This is a genomic window from Faecalibaculum rodentium (genome assembly GCF_001564455.1).
Taxonomy (GTDB): domain Bacteria; phylum Bacillota_I; class Bacilli_A; order Erysipelotrichales; family Erysipelotrichaceae; genus Faecalibaculum; species Faecalibaculum rodentium.
Window position 1 is genome coordinate 972,167 of the sequence record NZ_CP011391.1, and the last position, 24,522, is coordinate 996,688.

The window sequence follows — 24,522 nt, forward strand, 5'->3', positions numbered from 1 at the left end:
GATCTTTGAAAACCGTACAACGATATGAAAGACAACAGAAGGTCTGAAGTAAAGTTGTGGAGAAATAGAAAGAAACTGAGAGAAAGAAAAGAACAGAGAAGAAACAGTTCTGAGAAAAATATCTCGAAGAAAGCACGAAAAACGTTTGAGAGAATCAGATCAAGCAAGGAAGGGCGCAGGGAGGATGCCTGGCCACACTGTACTGAAGAAGGACGTGCCAAACAGCGAAATGCGACGGTGAGCCGTAAGGAGGCAAAGACCCGTCGGTGTCCGAATGGGGGAACCCGGCAGCCAGAAGGCTGTCATCCCGAAAGGGAGAGGTACCCGGGGAACTGAAACATCTAAGTACCCGGAGGAAAAGAAAACAACAGTGATTCCCCGAGTAGCGGCGAGCGAAAGGGGAGGAAGCCCAAACCGGAGAGATCCGGGGTAGTAGGACCGTCAAAAGAGTGCGGATGACACAGCAGAATGTACAGGGAAGTACAGCCAGAGAGAGTGAAAGCCTCGTAAGCGAAGTGTTGGAAGCATGAGACGGGATCCTGAGTACGGCGGGACACGAGAAATCTTGTCGGAAGCAGGCGGGACCATCCGCCAAGGCAAAATATGCAGTGTGAGCGATAGAGAACGAGTACCGTGAGGGAAAGGTGAAAAGAACCGCGGGAGCGGAGTGAAAGAGAACCTGAAACCGTGTGCCTGAAAGAAGTCAGAGCCCGTCAAAGGGTGATGGCGTGCCTTTTGTAGAATGAACCGGCGAGTTGTTCCATGGTGCGAGGTTAAGTCGGAAAGGACGGAGCCGAAGCGAAAGCGAGTCTTAAGAGGGCGGGAAGAGTAGTATGGAGCAGACCCGAAACCGGGTGATCTAGCCATGGGCAGGTTGAAGCAGAAGTGAAATTCTGTGGAGGACCGAACCGACTACCGTTGAAAAGTTAGCGGATGACCTGTGGCTAGGGGAGAAATTCCAATCGAACCCGGAGATAGCTGGTTCTCCCCGAAATAGCTTTAGGGCTAGCGTCGGAGGATGACAGACGGAGGTAGAGCACTGAACGCATGATGGCCCCATCCCGGGGTACTGAATGCGATCAAACTGCGAATGCCGACTGGGAGGAATCCGGCAGTGAGACTGTGGGTGATAAGGTCCATGGTCGAGAGGGAAAGAGCCCAGACCGCCAGCAAAGGTCCCAAAATACTGGCTAAGTGGAAAAGGATGTGGGGACGCACGGACAGCTAGGAGGTTGGCTCAGAAGCAGCCATCCTTGAAAGAGTGCGTAACAGCTCACTAGTCGAGTGGCCCTGCGCCGAAAATGTACCGGGGCTTAAGCCAGGTACCGAAGCTGCGGATGTATATGGAAGTATATGTGGTAGGGGAGCGTTGCATGCAGGAAGAAGTATGACGGAGACGGCATATGGACAGCATGGAAGAGAGAATGCCGGTGTGAGTAGCGAGATGCAGGTGAGAATCCTGCACACCGAAAGCCCAAGGATTCCAGGGGAAGGTTCGTCCGCCCTGGGTAAGTCGGGACCTAACGTGAGGCCGAAAGGCGCAGCGGATGGAAAGCAGGCGGAGATTCCTGCACCCGTATATGGAGCGAAGGAGTGACGGAGAAGGCAGATGCGACCCTCTTACTGGATTGAGGGCCAAGCGAAGCAGGTGGTATCCAGGCAAATCCGGATACGGAAACCAGAGCGTGACGGGTAAGCGAAAGCGGAAGCGAGTAGCGAAGCGCATCGAGTCAGCTTCCAGGAAAAGCTTCTAGTGTCAATGCATATACGGCCCGTACCAAAACCGACACAGGTGGGCGCGCAGAGGATGCGAAGGTGAGCGAGAGAACTGTTGCCAAGGAACTCGGCAAAATGGCCCCGTACGTTCGCAAGAAGGGGCGCTCGAAAGAGCCGCAGTGAAAAGGCCCAAGCGACTGTTTAACTAAAACACAGCTCCCTGCGAAGCCGCAAGGCGAAGTATAGGGGGTGACACCTGCCCGGTGCTGGAAGGTTAAGGCAAGCTGTGAACCGCGAGGTGAAGCAGTGACCCGAAGCCCCAGTGAACGGCGGCCGTAACTATAACGGTCCTAAGGTAGCGAAATTCCTTGTCAGGTAAGTTCTGACCCGCACGAAAGGTGTAACGATTTGGGCGCTGTCTCGGCAGCAGACTCGGTGAAATCTTAGTACCTGTGAAAATGCAGGTTACCCGCAACTAGACGGAAAGACCCCATGGAGCTTTACTGCAGCCTGGTATTGGGTCCTGGACAGCCATGTACAGGATAGGTGGGAGACGTGGAAGCGAGTACGCAAGTATTGGTGGAGTCGCCGGTGGGATACCACTCCTGGATGTATGGGGCCCTAACCCGTGTGCCGAGAGGGACAGGGGAGAGTGCCAGGCGGGCAGTTTGACTGGGGCGGTCGCCTCCCAAAGAGTAACGGAGGCGCCCAAAGGTACGCTCAGGTTGGATGGGAACCAACTGAAGAGTGCAAATGCAGAAGCGTGCCTGACTGCGACAGAGACAACTGGAGCAGGGACGAAAGTCGGGATTAGTGATCCGGCGGTGCCGAATGGAAGGGCCGTCGCTCAACGGATAAAAGCTACCCTGGGGATAACAGGCTGATCTCGCCCAAGAGTTCACATCGACGGCGAGGTTTGGCACCTCGATGTCGGCTCATCGCATCCTGGAGCTGGATTCGGTTCCAAGGGTTGGGCTGTCCGCCCATTAAAGCGGTACGCGAGCTGGGTTCAGAACGTCGTGAGACAGTTCGGTCCCTATCTGTTGTGGGCGTCGGAGATCTGAGGGAAGCTGTCCTCAGTACGAGAGGACCGGGATGGACCTGCCGCTGGTGCACCAGTTATCATGCCAATGGTAGAGCTGGGTAGCCAAGCAGGGAACGGATAAGAGCTGAAAGCATCTAAGCACGAAGCCGGACCCAAGACGAGATCTCCCATTCTAAAAGAGAAGTAAGACCCCTTGAAGACTACGAGGTGGATAGACCAGGGATGGAAGTGCAGAGATGCATGGAGTTGACTGGCACTAATCGGTCGAGGACTTGATCTAAAGAAAGAAGCCCGCAGCTTTGCGGAAAGACAGGAAACGGAAGACATATCGTGTATGGTTTTCAGAGAGTGACCTGAAGACAGGATTCCAGCAGTCGCCAGTGGCGGCTTTTTTTCGTTCATTTAATATCTGCGGCGTAAGGTAAGCGTAAGCGTCAACCCTGCCGGATCTGGAAACGGAGATAATGGTTCACGACAGGCAGATTTGGACCTGGCTGTGGAGTTCTTCGGCTTCCAGCGTGAATTGTAGAAGACCTGGCGATTGATTCCTTTCTGTCTGCAGTATTCAACGGCAGATAATCCTGAAGAATCGAAATCTGTGAATATGGTCTACCATCTCTCTTTGGTGGAATCAGTCATAACAAAAGGCCTCCTTTGTTCCTATAGATTTTGAACAATCGGAGGCTTCTTAACCAGATGGGCTTGATTTGACGCTTACTCCGTGGCTCCTCTTGAAACCACAAGACCTGCTGTATGAAATCTCCTGTATGTCATCGGCAGGAATGCGTGGACTCTCTTTATAAATCAAAGTTTTGGTACCATTGATTCAGGTACAGGAGAGAAATATGACAGATAAGCAAATTCAGAAACTGGGCTGGATCGCATCCGGCATGTCCATACTGATGTATGTTTCCTACATTGCACAGATCATCAACAATCTTCAGGGTCACAAAGGAAGCTGGGTGCAGCCGGCTGTAGCCACCGTGAACTGCACTCTGTGGACCATCTATGCCTTGAAGAGTACGCCGAAGCAGAAGGCAATTGCTGCAGCAAACATCCCCGGCATATTTCTGGCGGCTGCCACCATGATCACCAGTTTCTGAAAAGCTGTAACTGCAGAGCGAACGTCTGCCAGCATCTGAAAGCAGATCCACTTCCGGTTGCAATAACCGGTTTTTTTTCGTTGTAGCAGTCCGGCATCAGATAATTCGGAAAAAAGCTGACAGACTGCCCCTGAGTGACACGGAAACGATTCTTTCACAAATTTCATCAAAAACCGGGCCTTTTGGCGAATATACAAACAGGGGGTATCAGATATGAAAAAACTGATCATGAGTACCACAATGCTGTTTTTCTTCCTCGCAAGCTGGTTTGGACGCTATACACCGGTCCAACTGGATATGTCCAGACCGGATACGATCCAGGCGGAGATCAAGGGAGAAGTCATACGTCCCGGTGTCTATCAGATTCCCTGGAACGCAACGGTTCAGACACTGGCCGAAACTGCCGGAGGCTTTACGGATACAGCGGATCTGGATGCCGTGAATCTTTCTGCCGTGGTCAAAGACAGAGAAGTGGTCTCCATACGCACCGTCCCACAGACTCAGGAGACCACAGTGTCTTTGTCTTCAGCAACTCTGGAAGAGCTGACTAAACTGCCTGGAGTAGGGCCGGCCATTGCGCAGCGAATCCTGGAGTACAGGGACACAGAAGGATTTGCCTCTCTGGAGGATCTGATGAATGTCAAGGGCATCGGGGAGAAGACATTTGAGAAACTCAGTCCCTACATCTGTCTGTAAGCACCGCCGGGACATGTCATGGCCGTAACACTGTTCTTTCTGACAATCGGTATCTGGATCAGTTGCGTGCTGTCGGATCCCTGGCTGGTAACCGGATTTGCGGGACTCTGGGGTCTGGTTCTCTGGATCCGCATGAAAAAACCGGCTGTATGCATTTTCTGGGGAGTGCTTTCGTTGACGATCGTCGCCGGCATCTTATGGAATCAGGCTTTTCCTGAACCTGATCTCCGGCCTGGTCTGTACCAGGTATATGAAGTCAGGGCAGGATACGTCCTTGCCGCAAACGGCAGCAGCAGGATACTGTACCAGGATCAGGAGGCGAATATACATGATGAACTGTATATCGAAAACCTGAAACCTCTGACGGGCTTGAAAAACCTGCATCTGTTTGATTTCGCAGACTCTATGGCAGCGAAGGGTGTTCGCTGGCGGGGGACCGGATACATTCGGACTGCCTCTGATTCCCTGCAGGGAAGACTCATGCGGTATGTCCGAAACTCACCTGCAAAAATGGCCGCATTTTACGGGATTCGGGAGAAAGACAGTCTTCTGGTGAAAGCCGGGTTGCCGGTGGTCGCCTTTCTCATGGTGTTCGAAAATCTCCTCAGGCGGAGGATGAAACCGAATGCAGTGCATTTTTGCCTTCTTCCCCCAGCCATTTTGTGGGGATGGCTGTTTCTTTGGCCTGCAACCCTCATGCGCTGGGTCCTGTTCCGGCTGATTCGGCTGTCCGGCCTGCAGCCTCTTGCTGCATGGTCTCTATCCGTTCTCCTGTTTCTGATCCTGCAGCCGGAAAAAGCCGCTTCCTTCTCCCTTGTATTTCCCGCACTGCTGCAGCTGTGTTCCATCACACGGCGCAGATCCTGCACCCGGTACCTGATGGCTCTTCTCCAGATCCTCTATTTCGGGTCTCTGTCCTGTACTCTGTTCGGCGGGTACAGCCTTCTGAGGCTGCTGTCTGCCGCGTCTTTTGCTCTGGCGTTTTTCGACATCTCTCTGGAGATTGAATGGATGCTTCCGGAAATCCCGATCCCTGCTGCACCGGTCTTACTGGTTGTGGCAGCCATTCTGCTTCTGCGGTATATGATCATGCAGAAACATCCCCAGCTGCTGCTTTGCTCCTTGCTGATCATGCCTGTCAGTCCATATCTGGACCCGTTTTTTCACGTGTATATGCTGGATATCGGGCAGGGAGACTGCACGCTGGTCGTGGAGCCTTTCTGCCGGAGCGCTGTCATGATCGACGCCGCAGGCAATCTGTATCGGGACAATGCTGAATCCGTGATCCTGCCGTTTCTCGAAGCTGCAGGGATCCGGAAGCTGGATGCCCTGATTGTCAGTCATGAAGATTTCGATCATGCCGGTGCTGTGGAAGCTGTACAGGACGGCATCAGTGTTCATACCGTGATCCGCGACCCCACACAGCCTGTTCCGGTGGAGTACCCTATGCTGAATCTTCTCCCTGACCGCACTTCGCCGGATGAAAACGAGGGAAGTCTGCTGACGTATTTTTCCTATGATGGTCATGGGTATTTCTGGCCCGGTGATGCAGGAATCCTGACAGAAAAACTGCTGATGGACACGTTTGCCGATTTGCCGGTCACGGTACTGAAAGCCGGTCATCACGGATCGGCCTCTGCAAGCTGTCCGGCGTTTCTGGAATGGCTCAGTCCGGATCTGGTTCTTCTCTCCGCAGGAAGGAACAACCGGTACGGACACCCTTCACCGGAAGTCATCACCAGTCTGCAGTCCATGAACACAGCCAGATTCTGTACCGCAGAAAGCGGCATGATTCACCTTGCTTCCTGGCATGGCTTCCTGTTTCTGGAAACCGCAGAAGGACAGGTGTCCTGCCTGAGCACCCCTGCAGGCCGATGAACACGTTACTGCCCGGACTTTCCTGCCGGACTGTTTCACATCTGCAGCCTGCATTGGCTGTCAGGCGGCAGTTTCTGCAGTGTGGAACTCTCTGTTATAATCAGGGCATGATTTATCTGCTGTATGGGACAGATGAAAGCCGGATCCGACAGAAGAAACGGCAGCTGAAGGAAAAATACCCCGAAACCGATTCTGTGGTCGTTGACTGCCTGCAGCCGGGCGCAGCAGCCAGACTGGAACAGGCGCTCGATACTGCGGATCTTTTCGCAAGCCGCAAACTGATTTTTGCAGACAATGCGACATTTCTCTGCGCCAAAAACACATCACAGGTCCAGCCGGAAGTAGTGACAAAAAGGCTGGAGACCGACGATGTCCTGGTTCTCAGTGTCAAAACGGAGAAACTGGACAAACGGAAGAAAGCGGTGAAGATGCTGGAACAGGCAGCCCAGGTCATCCCGTGTCTGCCTCTGGATGGACCAGCCCAGAAAGCCTACGTACAGGAACTGATGAAAGAGAAACAGCTGGAACTGGATCCGGATTCCTTCAACTGGTTCTGTTCGCATGCCGGCTGCGATCCCGTCATTCTGGAATCGGAGATTGAAAAGCTGTCTGTGTTTGACAGGCACCCTTCACTGGAGGACGTGAAGGCCCTGACTACGGTGGAACCGGTAAGCAATGTCTTCATCATGACGGATGCGCTGTTCGACAAAAACGGACTGCGCCTTCTGGCAGCCTACCGCAACTTCCGGGACCAGAATATGGAGCCTTTGGCTGTGGTCATGCTGCTGGCGGGGCAGATCCGGTTTCTGTTTCAGGTGCGTGTGCTGATGGATCAGGGAAAGGGGAAACAGGAAATCGCGAAGACACTGTCCGCCCATCCCTACCGGACGCAGATTGCCATGGGCAATGCGCGGCGGTTTGACTCACTGCGTCTGATGGACCTTCTGGAACAGATGGCGCATCTGGAGCAGGGAATGAAGAAAGGACAGCTGGACAAAGACCAGGGATTCGAGATGTTCTGCCTGGATCTGATGCAGGAATCGTGAAAGATGAAAAGCCGTACGGTATCAGAAGGGGATCTGGACCGTACGGCTTTTGCATATTCCGGACATCTGAGAAGTCTGGTATCCGATAAAGAAAAAAAGAGCCATGCTCTTTTTCTTTTATATTCTGTTTCTGTCTTACGCTTCGATAGCGTTGATTGCCTTGGCAAGACGGGCTTTCTGACGGCTGGAATAGTTCTTGTGCTTGAAGCCTTTGGAAACGGCCTTGTCCAGCTTGGACTCGCACTCTGCATACGCCTTGAGCGCTGCTTCCTTATCCTTTGCGTCAACAGCAGCCAGAACTTTTTTGATCGAAGTCTTCAGAGCGGATTTCTGGGATACGATCAGCTTGTGCGCCTTGTTGTTTGTCTTTACGCGCTTTTTCTGGGATTTGATCTGCGGCATCGTTCTACACCTCCTGACGTAACAGCATTCGCATTATAGCAAAACGGCTATCCCAATTGCAAGCTGATTCCGGTATAATAAAAGACCGAATGGAGTGAAGAACATGAACGAAAATCTCAGGGATAAACGCGTCATTTTCATGGGGACCCCGCAGATCGCTGCCGATGTGCTGCAGGCCCTGCTGGATGTAAACGCCAATGTGGTCCTGGCAGTGACACAGCCCGACCGGATTACCGGCCGCAAACGGGTGCTGACCCCCACTCCCGTCAAGCTTCTGGCCCAGGAGCACGGAATTCCCGTGTTCCAGCCCGTAAAGATACGAACTGATTATGACCCGGTCCTGGAAGCCAGGCCGGACCTGATCGTCACCTGCGCCTATGGACAGCTGGTCCCGGATGCAGTCCTCGATGCAGCGCTCTGCGTGAACCTGCACGGATCGATCCTGCCCAGATACAGAGGAGGGGCCCCGATCCAGCGTGCCCTCTGGAATCGGGATGATGAAACAGGCATGACACTCATGAAGATGGCCAGCCGCATGGATGCCGGTGACATCATCAAAATCAGCCGAATCCCCATTACAGAGGAAGACGACAGCGGCACACTGTTCGAAAAGCTTGGACAGACAGCAGGACACCTGATTCAGGACCAGCTGGAGACACTGCTGAAGGGCGAAGCCCGCTTTACTCCCCAGAACGAAGCAGAAGCGACGTATGCACCGGTGATCACCGGGGATGAAGAAAAGCTGGATCTCACGCAGGACGACGAAACACTGCTTGGACAGATCCGGGCACTGGCTCCGCATCCCGGAGGATATGTGATTGCTGCGGGGAAAAAGCTGAAACTGCTGAAAGCCCGCCTGGAACCGGGAGCGCAGTCAGAGCTGCATACTTTTGTCAAACTGGGAAAGTCCGGGCTGGGCCTGCAGCTGAAAAACCATGTGCTGGTGCTGGAACAGGTGCAGTTCCAGGGCAAGCCGGTCATGGATATCAAGTCGTTCATGAACGGCCAGGGACGCAGTCTCCCGGGCACGATTGCCGCTCAGGCTGCCTGAGGCAGCAGGAGAACAGACTGCTTGGAATGAGGAATCACTGAATGGATCAGAAAAATATACGCAACTTTTCCATCATCGCCCATATCGACCACGGCAAGTCCACTCTGGCGGACCGGATCCTGGAAATGACGGATACCGTGGAGAAGCGGGAGATGAAAGATCAGATTCTGGACTCCATGGACCTGGAGCGGGAACGGGGGATCACCATCAAGCTGAATGCCGTCCAGCTGGTCTATCACGCAAAGGACGGACAGGACTACCTGTTCCATCTGATCGACACCCCGGGCCATGTGGACTTCACCTATGAAGTATCCCGGTCCCTGGCCGCCTGCGACGGAGCGGTGCTGGTGGTGGATGCAGCCCAGGGTGTGCAGGCACAGACTCTGGCCAACGTCTACCTGGCGCTGGACAACGACCTGGAGATCCTGCCGGTTCTCAACAAGATCGATCTTCCCAGTGCCCAGCCGGATGTGGTGAAGCAGGAAATTGAGGACCTGATCGGTCTGGACTGCAGTGATGCAGTGGAAATCAGCGCCAAGTCCGGACTCAATGTGGATCAGGTGCTGGAGGAAATTGTGAAGCGGCTTCCGGCACCGAAAGGCAACCGAAACAAGCCTCTGCAGGCTCTGGTGTTTGATTCTTTGTATGATCCCTACCGCGGGGTCATTGCCTTTGTGTCCATCAAGAACGGAACTGTAAAAAAAGGAGACAGGATCCGGTTCATGGCCACCGGTGCGGAATATGAAGTCACGGAAGTCGGCGTTCGGACCCCCAAGGAAGTGGTGGAGGAACAGCTGAACACCGGTGATGTCGGCTGGATCAGCGCTGCAATCAAGAACATTGAAGATGTGCGGGTTGGCGATACCATCACCAAAGCAGATGAACCGGCTGACCAGCCTCTGGAGGGTTACAAGGAAATGCAGCCGATGGTATACGCCGGTCTGTATCCTGTGGACAACGCACGCTACGAAGACCTGAAGGATGCGCTGGCCAAGCTGAAACTCAATGATGCCAGTCTGCAGTTCGAGCCCGAAACCTCCCAGGCACTGGGGTTCGGCTTCCGCTGCGGCTTTCTCGGCCTGCTGCACATGGATGTGATCGAGGAACGTCTGGAGAGGGAATACAACCTGAACCTGATTGCCACCTCACCCTCGGTTATTTATAAGGTTTATCGCACCGATGGGACTGTGGAAGACGTGGACAACCCCGCGGCTCTGCCCCCTGCACAGAACATTGACCACATCGAGGAACCCTATGTCAGGGCCGAAATCATGGTTCCGAAGGAATACGTCGGAGCCATCATGGATCTCTGTCAGAAGAAGCGGGGAGAGTACATTGACATGCAGGTGCTGGATGACGTCCGGATGAACCTCGTGTATGAAATGCCCCTGTCAGAAATCATCTTCGATTTCTTCGACAAGATGAAGTCCTCCACCAAGGGCTATGCTTCCTTTGACTACAGCTTTTCCAGATACAAGAGAAGCAACCTGGTGAAGATGGATATTCTGCTCAACGGTCAGGTCATCGACGCACTGTCCATCATTGTCCACAAAGACTTTGCGTACAACCGCGGAAATGCCATGACCATCAAGCTCAAGGAACTGATCCCGAAGCAGCAGTTCGAGATTCCTGTCCAGGCTGCCATTGGCGGGAAAGTCATTGCCCGGACCAACATCAAGGCGCTGCGAAAGAACGTCCTTGCCAAGTGCTATGGCGGTGATATTTCCCGGAAGAAGAAGCTGCTGGAGAAGCAGAAGGAAGGCAAGAAGCGCATGAAGATGGTGGGATCGGTGGAAATCCCGCAGGAAGCGTTCATGGCTGTCCTGTCCATGGACGACGAAGGCTGATGTCGATGACCCATCGGGTCAGGACATGAAGTCTGTATCAAGGCCGCCGGCATCAACGGCGGTTTTTTCAAAGGCACAGAAAAGAAAGGAAGGTGACAGGAATGGAACAGGAAGCGGAAGTTACTCGGAGCCCCGTCAGGAGTGCCTATGTACATATACCATTCTGTCATGGGATCTGCAGCTACTGCGCGTTTTACCGCCGGATCAGCCAGGACCACACCGGCTGGCTGAAGCAGATCTGTGATCAGATTCGGAAAGCGGACATCCGGGAACTGGACACGCTCTATTTCGGCGGGGGAACACCTTCGATTCTGACAGAGGAAGAATTCGACAGGATCAGGTTCCTGTTTCCGGATCAGATTCATGAGTTCACCATGGAATGCAACCCGGAAGACATAACTCCTGAAAAAGCAGCCTTCTGGAAATCCCGGAGCGTGAACCGGATTTCCATGGGAGTGCAGACGTTTGATGACCGGCTTCTGAAATCAATTGGCCGAAGGCATTCGGCTCAAAAAGCCAGGGAGGCGGTGGAAATTCTTCGCAGGGCAGGATTCGAGAATCTGTCCATCGACCTGATCTTCGGGCTCCCGGGACAGACACTGAAGGATGTAGAGAGAGATGTCATGGAGTTTCTGCAGATGGACCTGCCCCATCTGTCCATATACAGCCTGCAGATCGAACCCGACAGTGTCTTCGGAAAGCAGGGGGTTCACCCCTGTGACGAGGATCTGGAAGCGGATATGTTTGAATGGATCATCCGGACCTTGAAGGAATCGGGTTATGAACATTACGAGATTTCCAGTTTCGCGAAACCGGGCAGGTATTCCCAACACAACCTGGCGTACTGGCAGGACCGGGATTTCTTCGGCTTCGGACCCGGTGCCTCCGGCCGGGAACAGGGTCAGCGATATCACATCGACTCCAGGGGACAGAGAATTCCAGAGGAAACGGATGGGCCCTTTGAGGCGCTGATGATGGGGCTGCGGACGCAGTTTGGGGTGGATCTGTCTTCATTCCGGGAAAAATACGGATGGGATCCCGGCAGGCGGTATGCTGATGTGATAAAACGCTACGCCCCTCATTTCTGCGAACAGGACGGCCGGCTGTTTCTGGATGAAAACGGAAGGGAGATCCTGAACACAATCCTGGTGGATATGCTGCCGGAGGAGTCCTGCGAATGATAGAAATCCGGAGGGCAACTGCGGATATGGCCTGGGATGAGCACAGGGTTTTGCAGAAGCCGGAGACGGATACAGCTTCAGTCTATGAATTGTCAGCTCTGGAAGCTTCTCATACTGCAGCTAGTAAAGCAAATGCAGAGGATACAGAGCCATGGATCACATGAAACGGATACAGAAAGATGACGAGAACCTCACCTGCAGGACTATGGAGGGAAAGATACAGAGAAGGGTGTAATGATTCTGTAAAGACAGTGAGTCATACTGGAGCCAGAAAAAAGTGCAACGAAGCACTCAAGGTGACTTATGAAGAGTGTTTCTATGACATGATAGGCTACCAGGCTCAGTGAAGAGCTGATAAGGCATAAATAACGCCAGTAATGATGCGATACCTGAATCAGGAAGAGAGGCTCCCTATGTTCAGGAAATTGCTGTTCATAGACCTGACCTTTACTGATATCCACACCCTGTACTCAGATCCCCGTGAAGAAGAACGCTTCTTCTTCGATCTGAAGTGGAAGGACGGATTCGTATGTTCAAAATGTGGTCATACCCACTGCATGACTGTCATCCGGAAAAATGGCTCTCTCAGAACTGTCTATCAGTGCTCTCACTGTGGTTACCAGGAATCCGTTATTGCCGGAACCGCTCTGGAAGGTACTAAAGCACCGCTGCTTTCATGGATCCTCGTGATGTTTGTCTTTGTGATTTCCAAAACCGGGACTTCTGCAAAGTACATCAGCGATCTCACGGGCGTCAGTTATCACACCACGAAGTTCATGTTCCGAAAGATCAGGCAGGCTCAGAAACAGGATAATGAAACTCATGCAGCCACCGATTGCGATGCGATCGGGCTGGATGTCTTTTCCTATTGTGGAAAGAAACACGAAAATGGTGGAAAGAAACACGGAAAGCGGGGCTGGGGAGCAGAAGGCAAAGGCAATGTAGCTGCTGCAGTGATCAGGCAGTATGTCTGGGAAGATACAAATGGTGACGAGGAAGTCTTTGAGGCTGCAGATGCCGCCAAATTCAAAATAGCAGGCAGCGAGAACAAAACAGAGCTGAAGAAGTTTCTGGAAGAGGCTGTTCCCGGCGACTGTGCAGTGCACTGTGACCGGAGTTCAGCCAGCCCGGCACTGGATATCGCCGGTAAACTGGTGGATGTGCAAAAATCCGAAGTTGATACAGACCGCCTGTAATCTCTGGATCACGTCATTTCCGGTTTCAGGAGCAAGGTCCAGGGGACCACGCATGGTATCGCTCTGCAGTTTCCGGAGAACGAACTGGCTGATTTCGAATGGAAACCGAGTAGACGGAAGTGGAAGAAGAGCATCCTTGCATCCCTGGGAAGAACCCTGATCAAGGGTACTCACCAGACACGTGAGAGACTGATCAGCCATTTTAAAGGGATCCAGAAACAACTGGCCACTGCTTAAGTCCACTGAATTTCGTAGCCTGTCATGTTCCCATAAGAAGAACATCCTATCGTCAGATATTTCAAACCTTGTCAGAAGGAGAAAGAAGATTGCCAGGCAAAGGTGATCTTCTTTTCATTACAGCTTCAGGGAAACTGCCGGGACCAGAAAAAATGAACAGAGCTCAGAGAGAATGATCCTTGACTGTCCTGCAGAGTCACAGGGACCTGAATTCTGTCTTAGGGAAATCATACGCAGATATTCTTCATCTGCGAACAGTATAGTGCGGCAGAGCAGAACCCTTTGAAAAACAGACGTGAACGAGGATCTGACAACAAACGTCTGGCGCTGCCGCCGGAAGCTCTCCAAATGTATATGGTCCAGATTGATGACAGCCGCAACAGGTGGGAAGTGGAGAGGAACTGTGGTTTCCTCATACAACGCTCCGAAAGCAGTAACGGGAGACAGAAATCCAGAATAGTGTTCCAGGTGTAACGAACTGATCCATTCAGGGAAGAATCCGATGCTTTGCAGCCGTGCTGATCTCTAAGCTCTGTACAGACTGCGGTCCTGTGAGGCACGGACCAGCAGAATTGCAGCCGCACTCCTGCAAAGTCTATACTTTGGCAGAGAAGAGGGTGAAAAGAATGGAGCTGTTGTCATGAGCAAATATAACCCGCTGTGGAGCCGGGTCGGCAAGTCAAAGGAAGTCAGTTTGCAACTGTCATTTGAAGAAATCGAAGAAGTTCTGGGATTTCCCGTTGATCATTCGTTTCTGAAGTATAAGAAAGAACTGTCCGCATACGGCTGGTCCGTGCAGAATATTTCCATGAAGCAAAAAACAGTCCTGTTTCACCGGCAGAAGGGATGATACTTGAAGTTCACCCACTGGAATACAGGCTCTGTCATTCACAAAACAAGAGTCATACAAAACTGTACAGCTCTCAGGATACCAACAGTAAGAACTGCAGGTATTCAGTCTGAAAAGATAAGAAGACGGTTGACGACATCCACAGATTCAGTCTGTTGCTGAAGGATTATAAAAACGGTACAGCCTGCAAATTCAGTTATGCAGAAGGCAAATGACTGTCTGATATCCTTCTCATTTATCCCTGTTGCCCGTCATCGGCAGTCTGTTTCTTGACAGAAGATTCCGGATACGGGATAATAAACAGGATTTTGGGCTGAGATGCAGGACACTCCGACCTGTTTCACGGACCAGAAGGACAATATATAAGGAGGAACGCAATATGCTGCTGAAAGCTGAAAAGCAGGCAATCATGAAAGAGTATGCTCGTCACGAAAGTGACACCGGTTCGCCGGAAGTGCAGATTGCCGTACTGACTGAAGAAATCAACCGTCTGACCGATCACTTCAAGGATCACAAGCACGACTACCACTCCATGCGTGGTCTGTACAAGAAGGTTGGCCGCCGGAAACACCTGCTGGCTTACCTGAAGAAGGAAGATCTGGATCGTTACAAGACTCTGATCGCCCGTCTGGGTCTGCGTAAGTAAGACAAAAAAAACCGCTTCGGCGGTTTTTTTAGATTCCGTAAAAACAGAGGCTTGCACTGTGTTCGCAGACAACTGCAGCCATCATCGGCATGGAACTGAAAAACTGCGGAACCTTCCGTCTCACAGCGGAACGGTTCCGCAGTTTTCTGCTGCACACTCAGGGAATTCTGTGCCCTGCTGCTTTGTACAGCTCGTACCACTCTTTCCGGGTGAGGTCCACCTTGCGAGCTTTGGCCATATCCAGGATCCGGTCCATCCTGCTGGAACCGGTCACGACCTGCATACCGGCAGGATGGCGCAGGATCCAGGCAGCGGCAATGGCCGATTTCGAGACATTGTATTTGTCCGCCAGTTTCTGCAGTGTTTTGTTGAGTTCTGCAAATTCGGGGTTGTCCAGGAAGGTTCCTTCCCAGTCACCGTACTGCAGGGGGCTCCAGGTCTGGATCGTGATGCCCATCTGCCGCATCTGCTCCAGCACGTGACCAGTTCGGTCCAGGGCTCCTTGTGTCGGCATGTTGGCTTCCAGTCCCTGAGAAATCATCCAGGCGTTGGGGATGGACAGCTGGAGCTGATTGACAAGCAGCGGCTGCTTCGCCTCGGTCTGCAGCAGGCGGATCTGTTCCGGCGTAAAGTTGGAAACACCGAAATGACGGACTTTTCCGGATTTCTGCAGCTGGTCAAACGCTTCAGCGATTTCCTTCGGTTCCATCAGCGCATCCGGCCGGTGCAGGATCAGCAGGTCCAGGTACGGGGTCTGCAGCCTGTTCAGGATTCCGTCCACTGCGTCCAGGATATAGTCTTTTGACAGGTCATACCATCCATCCCGGATCCCGCACTTGGACTGGATGATCAGGTCCTCGCGGGGTGTGTTCGCCAGCTGCATTGCCTCTCCGAACAGTTCTTCGCATTTTCCATGGCCATAGATGTCTGCATGGTCGTAAAACCTGATCCCTCTGTCAGCCAGGTCATCGATCATGTTTGCCAGTTCCTGTGGTGTCCTGCTGTCCATGCGCATGCAGCCGACAATGATCTGGCCGGCTTCCGGTAAAGTATTCCTGAGTAGAATGTTTTGCATAGTGCTCCTTTCAGCATCCGCACAAACGGGATCTGACCAATTTCCAGATTCAAGCGAAATGCCTATAACAAATATGGTAAGATGGAACCGCTTAGAATGTAAATAAAGATGAGGTAAGAAGTATGGCGAAACAGGAATTCCGGTTTGAATTCGAGGGAAGACCTCTGATTGTGGAAACCGGAGAAATTGCCAAACAGGCGGATGGCGCAGTGCTGGTCCGCTATGGCGATACCGTGACACTGTCCACGGCGGTTGCCAGCAAACAGGCAAAGGAAGGAATCGATTTTTTTCCGCTGACTGTGCAGTATGAAGAAAAACTCTACTCTGCAGGGAAAATTCCCGGCGGATTTCTGAGAAGGGAAGGCCGGCCCGGTGAACATGCCACGCTGTCGGCCCGTATGATCGACCGCCCGATCCGCCCGCTGTTTGCGGAAGGCTTCCGCAATGAAGTCCAGGTGGTCAACACCATTCTCTCCGTGGACCAGGACTATGCGCCGGAAATGGCCGCGATGTTTGGAGCGTCCCTGGCTCTCTGCATTTCCGACATTCCCTTCGGCGGTCCGATCGCCGGTGTCAAGGTCGGACGGGTAAACGGCGAATTCATTGCCAATCCCACCCAGGAGCAGTGGGAAAACAGCGACATCGAACTGACGGTTGCGGGTACAGCGACTGCGCTGAACATGGTGGAAGCAGGCGCGAAGGAAGTCAGTGAGGAAGACATGCTCGCGGCTTTGATGTTCGGTGCTTCCAAAGTCAGGGAACTGTGCGGGTTCCAGGATCGGATCATCGAAACAATCGGGAAGCCGAAGCGGGAAATCAAACTGTACGCGCCGGATCCCGAACTGAAGGCTGCGGTCCTGGCAGCCTGGGAGAAACCTGTGCGTGATGCGGTTTCCATCAAGGAGAAACTGGAACGCTACAATACCATCGACAGCCTGATCGAGCAGGCTGTGGCTGAATACGAAGCGAAGGACTATGTATCGGAGGCAGACAAGGCAAAGGCTTTGAAGCAGGTGAACCAGATCCTGCGGGAAACCGAAGCCGATGAAGTGCGCCGCCTGATCATCGAAGACAAGATCCGCCCTGACGGACGGGCCGTGGACGAGATCCGTCCCCTGGATTCCCAGGTGGACCTGCTGCCCAGGGTGCATGGCAGTGCGCTGTTCACCCGCGGTGAGACACAGGTTCTCTCCACGACAACACTGGGAGCCCTGAATGAGAACCAGATCATTGACGATCTGACCGATGTGGAATCCAAGCGGTTCATGCACCACTACAACTTCCCGCCATACTGCGTCGGCGAGACCGGCCGCATGGGATCGCCCGGACGCCGGGAAATCGGCCATGGTGCTCTGGGAGAGCGCGCGCTGCTGCAGGTGCTCCCCTCCATCGAGGAGTTCCCCTATACCATTCGTACGGTGGCAGATGTCATGGAATCCAACGGATCCAGCTCCCAGGCATCCATCTGTGCCGGTTCCATGTCTCTGATGGCAGCCGGTGTGCCCATCAAGGCACCTGTGGCCGGCATTGCGATGGGCCTCATCATGAACGATGACACGGGTGCCTATACAGTGCTGACAGATATCCAGGGCATGGAAGATCACTTCGGGGACATGGACTTCAAGGTGGCCGGAACGGAAGAGGGTGTCACTGCCCTGCAGATGGACATCAAGACCACAGGCATCACCGAGGATATCTTCCGGGAAGCGCTGGCTCAGGCCCGCAAAGCCCGCATGGAGATCCTGGACAACATGAAGACTGCCATCGAGTGTCCGCGTGAAGAGCTCAGTCCCTATGCGCCGAAGATCGCCATCATGCACATTGATCCGGACAAGATCAAGGACGTTATCGGACCCGGCGGCAAGATGATCAACCAGATCATTGCCGAGTGCGATAATGTGAAGATCGACATCGATGACGATGGTCAGGTCGTGATCTATCACCAGGATCAGGCTGCCATTGACAAGGCGAAGGAACGGATCGCCGAAATCGTCCGTGAGGCAAAAGTCGGCGAAATCTACGAAGGCAAAGTTGTGCGGATCGAGAGCTTCGGCGCCTTCGTGAATCTGTTCGGCCACACCGACGGTCTGCTGCACATCTCCAATATTTCCCACAACCGCGTGGAGAAAGTCGAAGATGTCCTGAAAATCGGAGACCTGATCGATGTCAAGGTCATGGAAATCGACAACAAGGGCCGTGTGAATGTTTCTGCGAAAGCTCTGCTGCCTCGACCGCACAGGGAACCCGGTCAGGAACATGAGGAGCGGGAGCGCCGCGGCAGCCGTGATGGCCGCCGGGAGGGAAGAAACCGTTCTGACCGGCGGGATCGCGGTGAGCGCCCAAGAAGAGACCGCAGACCTCAGGAAGCCAGGGAACAGGCTGCTGAAACCGGACCGGTCCAGGCTCCTGAAAGAACAGAAACAGCAGAATAAGATCCGCAGCGGCAGCAACAGCCAGCTGCCGGATGGCGCATCTCACAGACAACGTGGAAGAAGGCTGCAGCCGCATCATGAATCAAATCATGCAGGGCTACAGCCTTTTCTGTCCAGTGATCTCTGTTTCCGGAAGACAGAATCAATCCATGAATGCTGCATCCCTGCAGTCCGTTCAGGATATGAAACAGCCAGGCTCGCATTCAGAACCTGGCTGTTTCAAATATGGAGTCTGCAGTCATTCCTGAGATATGTTCATTCAGAAGGAATGATCACCCGTCACTGGACTGCAGTTTTCTTTTCGTACAGAGGAAGCACCAGTTTGTACATGAGCGGTTTGACAGGAATGTCGAACTCTCCGATGTATTCCCGTACATCTGCCCCCAGACTGTGTTTGTGGTTTGAAAGGCCGTCCTCCAGGGACCCCTCCACACCGCTCATATCACAATAGCGGATACCGTGCTCCTGTGCATAGCGGTACGTGGCATCGTACAGAAACGCGCTGGCACCGGTTTTGCTGTAGGCATTGTTGTTGCCCATATACAGCATTTCCAGCTTGCCGTTGTAGCCGATGCTCAGGATCCCGCTGATGTAGGTGCCGTCCGCTGTACGGCACAGGCTGATGATGGCGCCGTCGAACTGATCCACGATCCGCTGGAAATAGTCATGATCCCGGAGTTTCACGCCTTTGCGGTCTTCAGTGCAGTGCATCAGACTGCTGAACACGTCCAGCAGGTCCGGATTCCTGCGGATATCACTGGCCGCGTAAATTTCGGCTTCCAGGTTTTCCTTTGCGGCTTTTTTAATGGCCCGCCTTGTATTGCGGGCATACCGGGCAGTGAAGTCATCCGTGACATCCACACCCATGTTGGTCCGCGGCTGCACGGTCTCGGCAATGCTCATGGTATAGCCTTTGTGGATGGCACCTCCCTCATTGACAAAGCGGTCCACGGCCTGCTGATTGTGTCCTTCAGGTCTGCCGTCCTTCAGCATGAACCGGTTGTCCAGAATATAGGGATCGAATTTGATGAAGATGCACTTGTCCTGACGGCTTGCGTTTTTGATATGATTGAGCAGTTCGATCATCAGGTCCTGATCCTGGCCGTCGGCAATGGGGCCCCGGGGGATATAGTACATGGAATACCCAAGGGGGAGAGGTTTGACCAGGACCATGGCAGCGGCGACGATGGAATGATGACTGTCCTCCAGCGCAAACAGACGACGCTGCCAGTTGGACTTGACAGCTGCCCAGTGCATGGACTGAAGCGCCACGCCATGTTCACTCATATAAGCTTCAAATGCATGTTCATCAGGTGTTGATATGAATTGGTATGCCATTATATTCCTGCCTTCCCATTACTTCATTATATCCGGCTGTCAACCAGTCAATCCCGGTCATGACTGTCCCGGGGACAGGAACAGGCATTCAGGCACTCCTGACAGCCACCTGCCTGCATTGAGTGGCTGTATGTATGTGATGGCGCACAGGCAGTTGTATCTGAAAGAACCAAGTAGTCTGCCCTTGTCCTGTATGTCGCGGGTTCTGTGCTAAAATCGTTGTGAGGTGAAAGACATATGGATTTCAGAAAACTCGCTGAAGAACAGAAACCTTCCTTTCTGAAGGACCTGAATACAATCATTTCCATCAACTCGGTTCGGGACGAAGCAACGGCAGGACCCGGAAAACCCTTTGGCAATGGACCGAAGGAAGCCCTGGATGCCATGCTTTCCATGGGAAAACGGGACGGATTTGATGTGAAAAACATCGATGGATATGCCGGTGTTGTAGAATACGGTGATCCTGACAATCCGGATACCCTGGGCATTCTGGGCCACCTGGACATCGTGCCCCTGGGTGAGGGGTGGACCAAACAACCGCTTGCACTGACAGTGAATGACGGCTACCTGTTTGGCCGCGGCGTACTGGATGACAAAGGCCCCACCATGGCAGCGTACTACGCGCTGAAACTGATCCGGGAGGCAAAGATCCCCCTGAAAAAGCGGGTCATGCTGGTCATGGGCTGCGACGAAGAGTCCGGCATGGAATGCATGAACTATTATCTGTCTCATGCGGAAATCCCGAAAACCGGGTTCGTGCCCGATGCAGATTTCCCGGTGATTTACGGGGAAAAGGGTGGGGCACATATCATCCTGGAGAGCGAAACACCAACCGCGATCCGGTCCATGCACGCAGGCATCCGCCCCAATATCGTCATCGGCAAGGCGGACATGACCACCGACAAAGCCACAGAGCTTCAGAAAGAACTCTTTGCATTCTTCCTGAAGGCCAACAGCCTGGAAGGATCCTGGAAGGACAACGAAGACGCGACCACGACCTGGCATGTGGAAGGCACTCCCTCTCATGCGGCCTGGCCGTATAAAGGGGTGAACGCCGCGGTGCAGCTGCTGCGGTTTGCCGGAGCGGCATTCAATGACAAACTCGCGCACGCGCTGGGCTGGCTGACCTCCGACTGGACCGGCAAAAACCTGGGCATCCAGCAGGATGGCCTGTATATGGGTATGCTGACGCAGAACCCGGGCATTGTGGATATTGAAAACGGAAAGACCAGCGTTCTCCTGGATATCCGGTATCCCAATGAAACAAACGGACAGGAACTCCTGGAAAAAATCCGGAAAGCTGCCGATGGAACCGAAGCGGGCATTCATGCAGTCCTGAAATCGGATTCCAGGCCGCTGTTCGTGGATCCGGATTCGACACTGGTCAAAACGCTGATGGACGTTTATCGGACACATACCGGAGATGCATATTCTCCTGCGATCACCATTGGCGGCGGTACGTATGCCCGGAAATTTGAAAACTTCGTCTCCTTTGGCCCGGAACTGCCCAATGACGTGAAAACCACGGATCAGTTTGTGGGTGGTCCTCATCAGCGGGATGAGGGAATCCGGGAGAGTGACCTGATCAATGCGATTGCCATCTATGCCGATGCGATCCTGCGGCTGGCGGCCTGAGTCTGCATGAGAATGAGACGAGTGGGCTGGGCAGTGGAGTACCTGGACGAAGCAGAAAAACTGGTCCGGGACCCGGAAGCCCATGCCGGTCAGTGGAAGAGCCTGTTTACCGGTGATTCGCAGACGGACTCTCTGTCCACAGAGGATGAACAGGCTGCAGAAACCGGAAATCGGACAGACTCTCCCCTGTGTTCGCAGGTCCCGGGACGACTACATGTGGAAGTGGGGACAGGAAAAGGCGGGTACAGTCTGCAGATGGCGGCGCTGTATCCCGAAGAGCGGTTTGTGGCAGTGGAAAAAAACGACAGCGCTGCCGGCATTGCTGCGAAAAAATATGATGAAGAAGGAACAGACAACCTTCTTCTGATCTGGAATGACGCCAGATTCATCGACAGCTGGTTTGCACCGGAGGAAGTGGATGTCATACATCTGAATTTCTCCGATCCCTGGCCCAAGAACCGCAACGCCAAGCGCCGGCTCTCTGCCGATTCTTTTCTCCGGCAGTATGAAAAGATCCTGAAACCTGATGGGGAACTGGCCATGAAAACCGACAATGCCCGGCTGTTTGAGTACTCTCTGCTGCAGTTTTCAAAGGCCGGGTGGCCTCTGCTGGATGCAAGCGTCGATTTTCGGCGCGAAGACCACCCGGAGGATGCCATGACAGAGTATGAGAGCAAATTTGCAGCAGAAGGCAAGCCTATATACCGGGCGGTATGGAGAAGAAAATGAAAGATATGACCAGCTTCCAGGAAGTCCTGGATACAGACGGCATCAGCTGCATTCTGTTTACAGCCAACTGGTGTCCGGACTGCATTGCGATCCGGCCGTTTATGCCAAAAATCGAGAAAGAATTCAGCAATATCACATTCTACAAAGCGGACAGGGACAAGTTCATCGACCTGTGCCAGGAACTGAACATTCTGGGTATCCCCAGTTTTGTCTGCTTTGAGCACGGCAGGGAGATTTCCCGGTTTGTGTCGAAGTTTTCCAAGACCGAAGCCGAGATACAGGCATTTCTGACGCAGACCATTCAGAAAGGATAGACAATGGCAATCAAAGATTTCATGCATGCCCTCTTCAAGGAAGAAGTGGACGAAGAAACCGAAGAGCTGACGGCAGCTCCCGAACAGGGGGAACTGGAACCGCCCACCACGGTGGTGACTGAAACAGAATACGAAGAGATCAAGGCTGCACAGCCTCCCAGAGAGCAGCCGGTGCAGCAGTTTGCCGCTCCTGAACCCGCCGCAGCTGCAGCATCGGCAGCTGATACGGGACCGGCCAGCATTTTTGCCGGTCTGGATATGTCCGAAATCGAAAAAGGACCTGCAGGACAGAGGCCGGCGGCATCCAGCCGGCAAGTCTATAAGTTTGACCGGTCCAAACTCAGCAAAGTGAGCGCCACAGACGAGTATCAGGCGGTGATTTCTCCCATCTTCGGCAATATCGAAGATGAGGACAAGGAATACGAAAAGGTCCACAACGCCGTGGAGCTGCCCAAACCGGAGGAAGGGTTCTCCATGACCACCGTCATTTCTCCCATGTTCGGCAGTTCGCTGCCGCAGCAGGAGCCCGTCGAGCGGATTCCGGACTATCGCAAAAAAGAAACAAAGAAGCCGGCACCGGTCACCGACCTGCTGGATACCGGCAAGCCGAAGGGATACGACCCCGATCCGCTGCTTCCCGTGGAGGAAGACAAGCCGGAGACAAAGACGGGAGACAGGCAGTAATGGCAGTCCACTTTACGGGGATCAAGGGAACCGGCATGGCTGCCCTGGCCGGCATTCTCAAGGATGAAGGATTCGACGTAAAGGGATCCGATATCGACAAGTACATCTTCACGCAGGATGAACTCGAGAAGCGGGGGATTCCGGTCAGCTCCTTTGACCCGGCCAACATTCACGCGGGAGACACTGTCATCGCCGGCCTGTCCTTTGATGAAGCACATCCGGAGATTCAGAAGGCACTGGCGGATCCGACGGTGACTGTGTACTGGTACAACGAATACCTGGGGAAACTGCTGGAGCGTTATGAATCCATTTCCATCGCCGGAACCCATGGCAAGTCCACGACCACCGGTCTGCTCGCCAGCGTGCTGAAACTCCAGGCACCTACAGGATTTCTGATCGGGGACGGCCATGGCAGCATGCCGGAACACGCCAGATATTTCATACTGGAATCCTGCGAATTCAAGCGGCATTTCCTGGCTTACCATCCTGATTATGCAATCATCACCAACATTGAACTGGATCATGTGGATTACTACCGGGACATGGAAGACTATGTGTCGGCGTTCCAGTCCTTTGCGGATCAGGTCAAAAAGCTGGCGGTCGTCTGCGGGGATGACGAGCATCTCGTCCGGCTTCACTATAGCTGCCCGTATGTGACGTATGGCCTGAAGGATGGCTGTGATTACCAGGCGGTGAATGTCCAGGATGATGAACATGGCATATCCTTCGATGTAAGGAAGGACGGAAACATCATCGCCCATACTGCGCTTCCAGAGTCCGGCTATCCGTTCCTGATTGACAGTCTGGGTGTCTTTGCCATGGCCAGTGAGCTAGGCATGGACCCGGAAACCATTGAAGAGGGACTGCATGACTACCAGGGGATCAACCGGCGGTTCGTCATTGAGGAAGCGGGAAACAGCATTCTGATTGACGACTACGCCCATCATCCAACGGCGATCCGGTATATGATCGAGGCAGCCAGGAGCCGGTACCCCGGACGGAAGGTCATTGCGCTGTACAAGCCGGATCGTTACTCCCGGCTGCAGTTCTTCCTGGATGAGTTTGCCGAGTCCATGTCTCTTGCGGATGAGGCCATCCTGCTGGATTTCCCGAAAAACGCTGTACGGGAGGACGATACGATCACTGTGACGATCCAGGACCTGATCGACCGGGTGCCCGGAAGTATCCAGGGTGAGGTCGACCAGGCAACAGCCGGGAAACTGGCAGCGGAAGATGGTGCAGTGTTCCTGTTCATGAGCAGCAAGGATATTTACCTGCTGCGGGACATGGTGCGCGATCTACTGGAAAAACAGCCTGGGTAATCCGGATATTTCCTGCACTGCAAACCGCGGAATCGGATGGTTCCGCGGTTTTGCTCCTGCCTGCGGCGTCAGGCATCCTTTTACCGGATGCAGGATGTA

The 24,522-nt window shown here is 53.4% G+C and carries 20 protein-coding genes and 1 rRNA gene; 17 read left to right on the plus strand and 4 right to left on the minus strand.

The window, feature by feature from the left end; genetic code table 11:
- Window positions 1-157: 157 nt before the first annotated feature.
- Window positions 158-3,041 (plus strand): 23S ribosomal RNA (locus aalo17_RS04790).
- 122 nt (window positions 3,042-3,163) lie between these two features.
- Here the strand turns inward: aalo17_RS04790 and tnpA are convergent.
- Window positions 3,164-3,367 carry an IS66 family insertion sequence element accessory protein TnpA gene (gene tnpA / locus aalo17_RS13305; RefSeq protein WP_420806569.1) on the minus strand — a complete coding sequence of 68 codons (204 nt, stop codon included), beginning with the start codon at window positions 3,365-3,367 and terminating at the stop codon, window positions 3,164-3,166.
- 239 nt (window positions 3,368-3,606) lie between these two features.
- Here tnpA and aalo17_RS04795 point away from each other — a divergent pair, with 239 nt between their 5' ends.
- The 4 genes from aalo17_RS04795 (at window position 3,607) to holA (ending at window position 7,484) form a co-directional block, all read left to right on the plus strand.
- Window positions 3,607-3,864 (plus strand): SemiSWEET family transporter, encoded by a 258-nt coding sequence (locus aalo17_RS04795; RefSeq protein ID WP_067556234.1) that lies wholly within the window; start codon window positions 3,607-3,609, stop codon window positions 3,862-3,864.
- 213 nt (window positions 3,865-4,077) lie between these two features.
- Window positions 4,078-4,560 (plus strand): ComEA family DNA-binding protein, encoded by a 483-nt coding sequence (locus aalo17_RS04800; RefSeq protein WP_067556236.1) that lies wholly within the window; start codon window positions 4,078-4,080, stop codon window positions 4,558-4,560.
- Window positions 4,561-4,578: 18 nt separating this feature from the next.
- Window positions 4,579-6,438, plus strand: coding sequence for a ComEC/Rec2 family competence protein (locus aalo17_RS04805; protein ID WP_067556238.1), 1,860 nt, complete (start codon window positions 4,579-4,581; stop codon window positions 6,436-6,438).
- Between the two features lie 107 nt (window positions 6,439-6,545).
- Window positions 6,546-7,484 carry a DNA polymerase III subunit delta gene (gene holA / locus aalo17_RS04810; protein ID WP_158507724.1) on the plus strand — a complete coding sequence of 313 codons (939 nt, stop codon included), beginning with the start codon at window positions 6,546-6,548 and terminating at the stop codon, window positions 7,482-7,484.
- 135 nt (window positions 7,485-7,619) lie between these two features.
- On the opposite strand, the gene rpsT is transcribed toward holA, so the two are convergent.
- Window positions 7,620-7,886 (minus strand): 30S ribosomal protein S20, encoded by a 267-nt coding sequence (gene rpsT / locus aalo17_RS04815; protein ID WP_067556243.1) that lies wholly within the window; start codon window positions 7,884-7,886, stop codon window positions 7,620-7,622.
- Between the two features lie 103 nt (window positions 7,887-7,989).
- Here rpsT and fmt point away from each other — a divergent pair, with 103 nt between their 5' ends.
- The 6 genes from fmt (at window position 7,990) to rpsO (ending at window position 14,894) form a co-directional block, all read left to right on the plus strand.
- Window positions 7,990-8,937, plus strand: coding sequence for a methionyl-tRNA formyltransferase (gene fmt, locus aalo17_RS04820; protein WP_067556246.1), 948 nt, complete (start codon window positions 7,990-7,992; stop codon window positions 8,935-8,937).
- Between the two features lie 41 nt (window positions 8,938-8,978).
- On the plus strand, window positions 8,979-10,784 hold the full coding sequence (lepA, locus tag aalo17_RS04825; RefSeq protein WP_067556249.1) for a translation elongation factor 4: 1,806 nt from the start codon (window positions 8,979-8,981) through the stop codon (window positions 10,782-10,784).
- A 101-nt stretch (window positions 10,785-10,885) separates the two neighbouring features.
- Window positions 10,886-11,965, plus strand: coding sequence for a radical SAM family heme chaperone HemW (gene hemW, locus aalo17_RS04830; protein ID WP_067556252.1), 1,080 nt, complete (start codon window positions 10,886-10,888; stop codon window positions 11,963-11,965).
- 413 nt (window positions 11,966-12,378) lie between these two features.
- Window positions 12,379-13,161, plus strand: coding sequence for a transposase (locus aalo17_RS04835; protein ID WP_067556255.1), 783 nt, complete (start codon window positions 12,379-12,381; stop codon window positions 13,159-13,161).
- Window positions 13,162-14,038: 877 nt separating this feature from the next.
- Window positions 14,039-14,248 (plus strand): hypothetical protein, encoded by a 210-nt coding sequence (locus aalo17_RS04840; protein WP_067556258.1) that lies wholly within the window; start codon window positions 14,039-14,041, stop codon window positions 14,246-14,248.
- A 379-nt stretch (window positions 14,249-14,627) separates the two neighbouring features.
- The gene (gene rpsO, locus aalo17_RS04845) at window positions 14,628-14,894 is read left to right on the plus strand and encodes a 30S ribosomal protein S15 (protein WP_067556261.1); all 267 of its coding nucleotides are present in this window, start codon (window positions 14,628-14,630) and stop codon (window positions 14,892-14,894) included.
- A 157-nt stretch (window positions 14,895-15,051) separates the two neighbouring features.
- Here rpsO and aalo17_RS04850 read toward each other — a convergent pair whose 3' ends face one another.
- Window positions 15,052-15,969, minus strand: a complete 918-nt coding sequence (locus aalo17_RS04850; RefSeq protein WP_067556264.1) for an aldo/keto reductase — start codon at window positions 15,967-15,969, stop codon at window positions 15,052-15,054.
- A 122-nt stretch (window positions 15,970-16,091) separates the two neighbouring features.
- Here aalo17_RS04850 and pnp point away from each other — a divergent pair, with 122 nt between their 5' ends.
- Window positions 16,092-18,401, plus strand: coding sequence for a polyribonucleotide nucleotidyltransferase (gene pnp, locus aalo17_RS04855; RefSeq protein WP_082743252.1), 2,310 nt, complete (start codon window positions 16,092-16,094; stop codon window positions 18,399-18,401).
- A 279-nt stretch (window positions 18,402-18,680) separates the two neighbouring features.
- Here the strand turns inward: pnp and aalo17_RS04865 are convergent, their stop codons facing one another.
- Window positions 18,681-19,739, minus strand: a complete 1,059-nt coding sequence (locus tag aalo17_RS04865; protein WP_067556271.1) for a lipid II:glycine glycyltransferase FemX — start codon at window positions 19,737-19,739, stop codon at window positions 18,681-18,683.
- Window positions 19,740-19,976: 237 nt separating this feature from the next.
- Here aalo17_RS04865 and pepV point away from each other — a divergent pair, with 237 nt between their 5' ends.
- Genes pepV through aalo17_RS04890 form a run of 5 tightly spaced genes read left to right on the plus strand, consistent with a single transcriptional unit; the run spans window position 19,977 to window position 24,423 of the window.
- Window positions 19,977-21,374: a dipeptidase PepV gene (gene pepV, locus aalo17_RS04870; RefSeq protein ID WP_067556273.1), complete on the plus strand. Its 1,398-nt coding sequence runs from the start codon at window positions 19,977-19,979 to the stop codon at window positions 21,372-21,374.
- 6 nt (window positions 21,375-21,380) lie between these two features.
- A complete protein-coding gene (gene trmB / locus aalo17_RS04875; protein WP_067556276.1) occupies window positions 21,381-22,103 on the plus strand; it encodes a tRNA (guanosine(46)-N7)-methyltransferase TrmB in 723 nt (240 codons plus the stop codon).
- Window positions 22,100-22,417 (plus strand): thioredoxin family protein, encoded by a 318-nt coding sequence (locus aalo17_RS04880; protein WP_143385520.1) that lies wholly within the window; start codon window positions 22,100-22,102, stop codon window positions 22,415-22,417. The genes trmB and aalo17_RS04880 overlap by 4 nt, the downstream gene beginning before the upstream one ends.
- Before the next feature lie 3 nt (window positions 22,418-22,420).
- Complete coding sequence (locus aalo17_RS04885; protein ID WP_067556282.1) at window positions 22,421-23,101, plus strand: hypothetical protein; 681 nt, start codon at window positions 22,421-22,423, stop codon at window positions 23,099-23,101.
- Window positions 23,101-24,423: a UDP-N-acetylmuramate--L-alanine ligase gene (locus aalo17_RS04890; RefSeq protein WP_067556284.1), complete on the plus strand. Its 1,323-nt coding sequence runs from the start codon at window positions 23,101-23,103 to the stop codon at window positions 24,421-24,423. Before aalo17_RS04885 ends, aalo17_RS04890 begins: the two co-directional genes overlap by 1 nt.
- Window positions 24,424-24,522 lie beyond the last annotated feature (99 nt).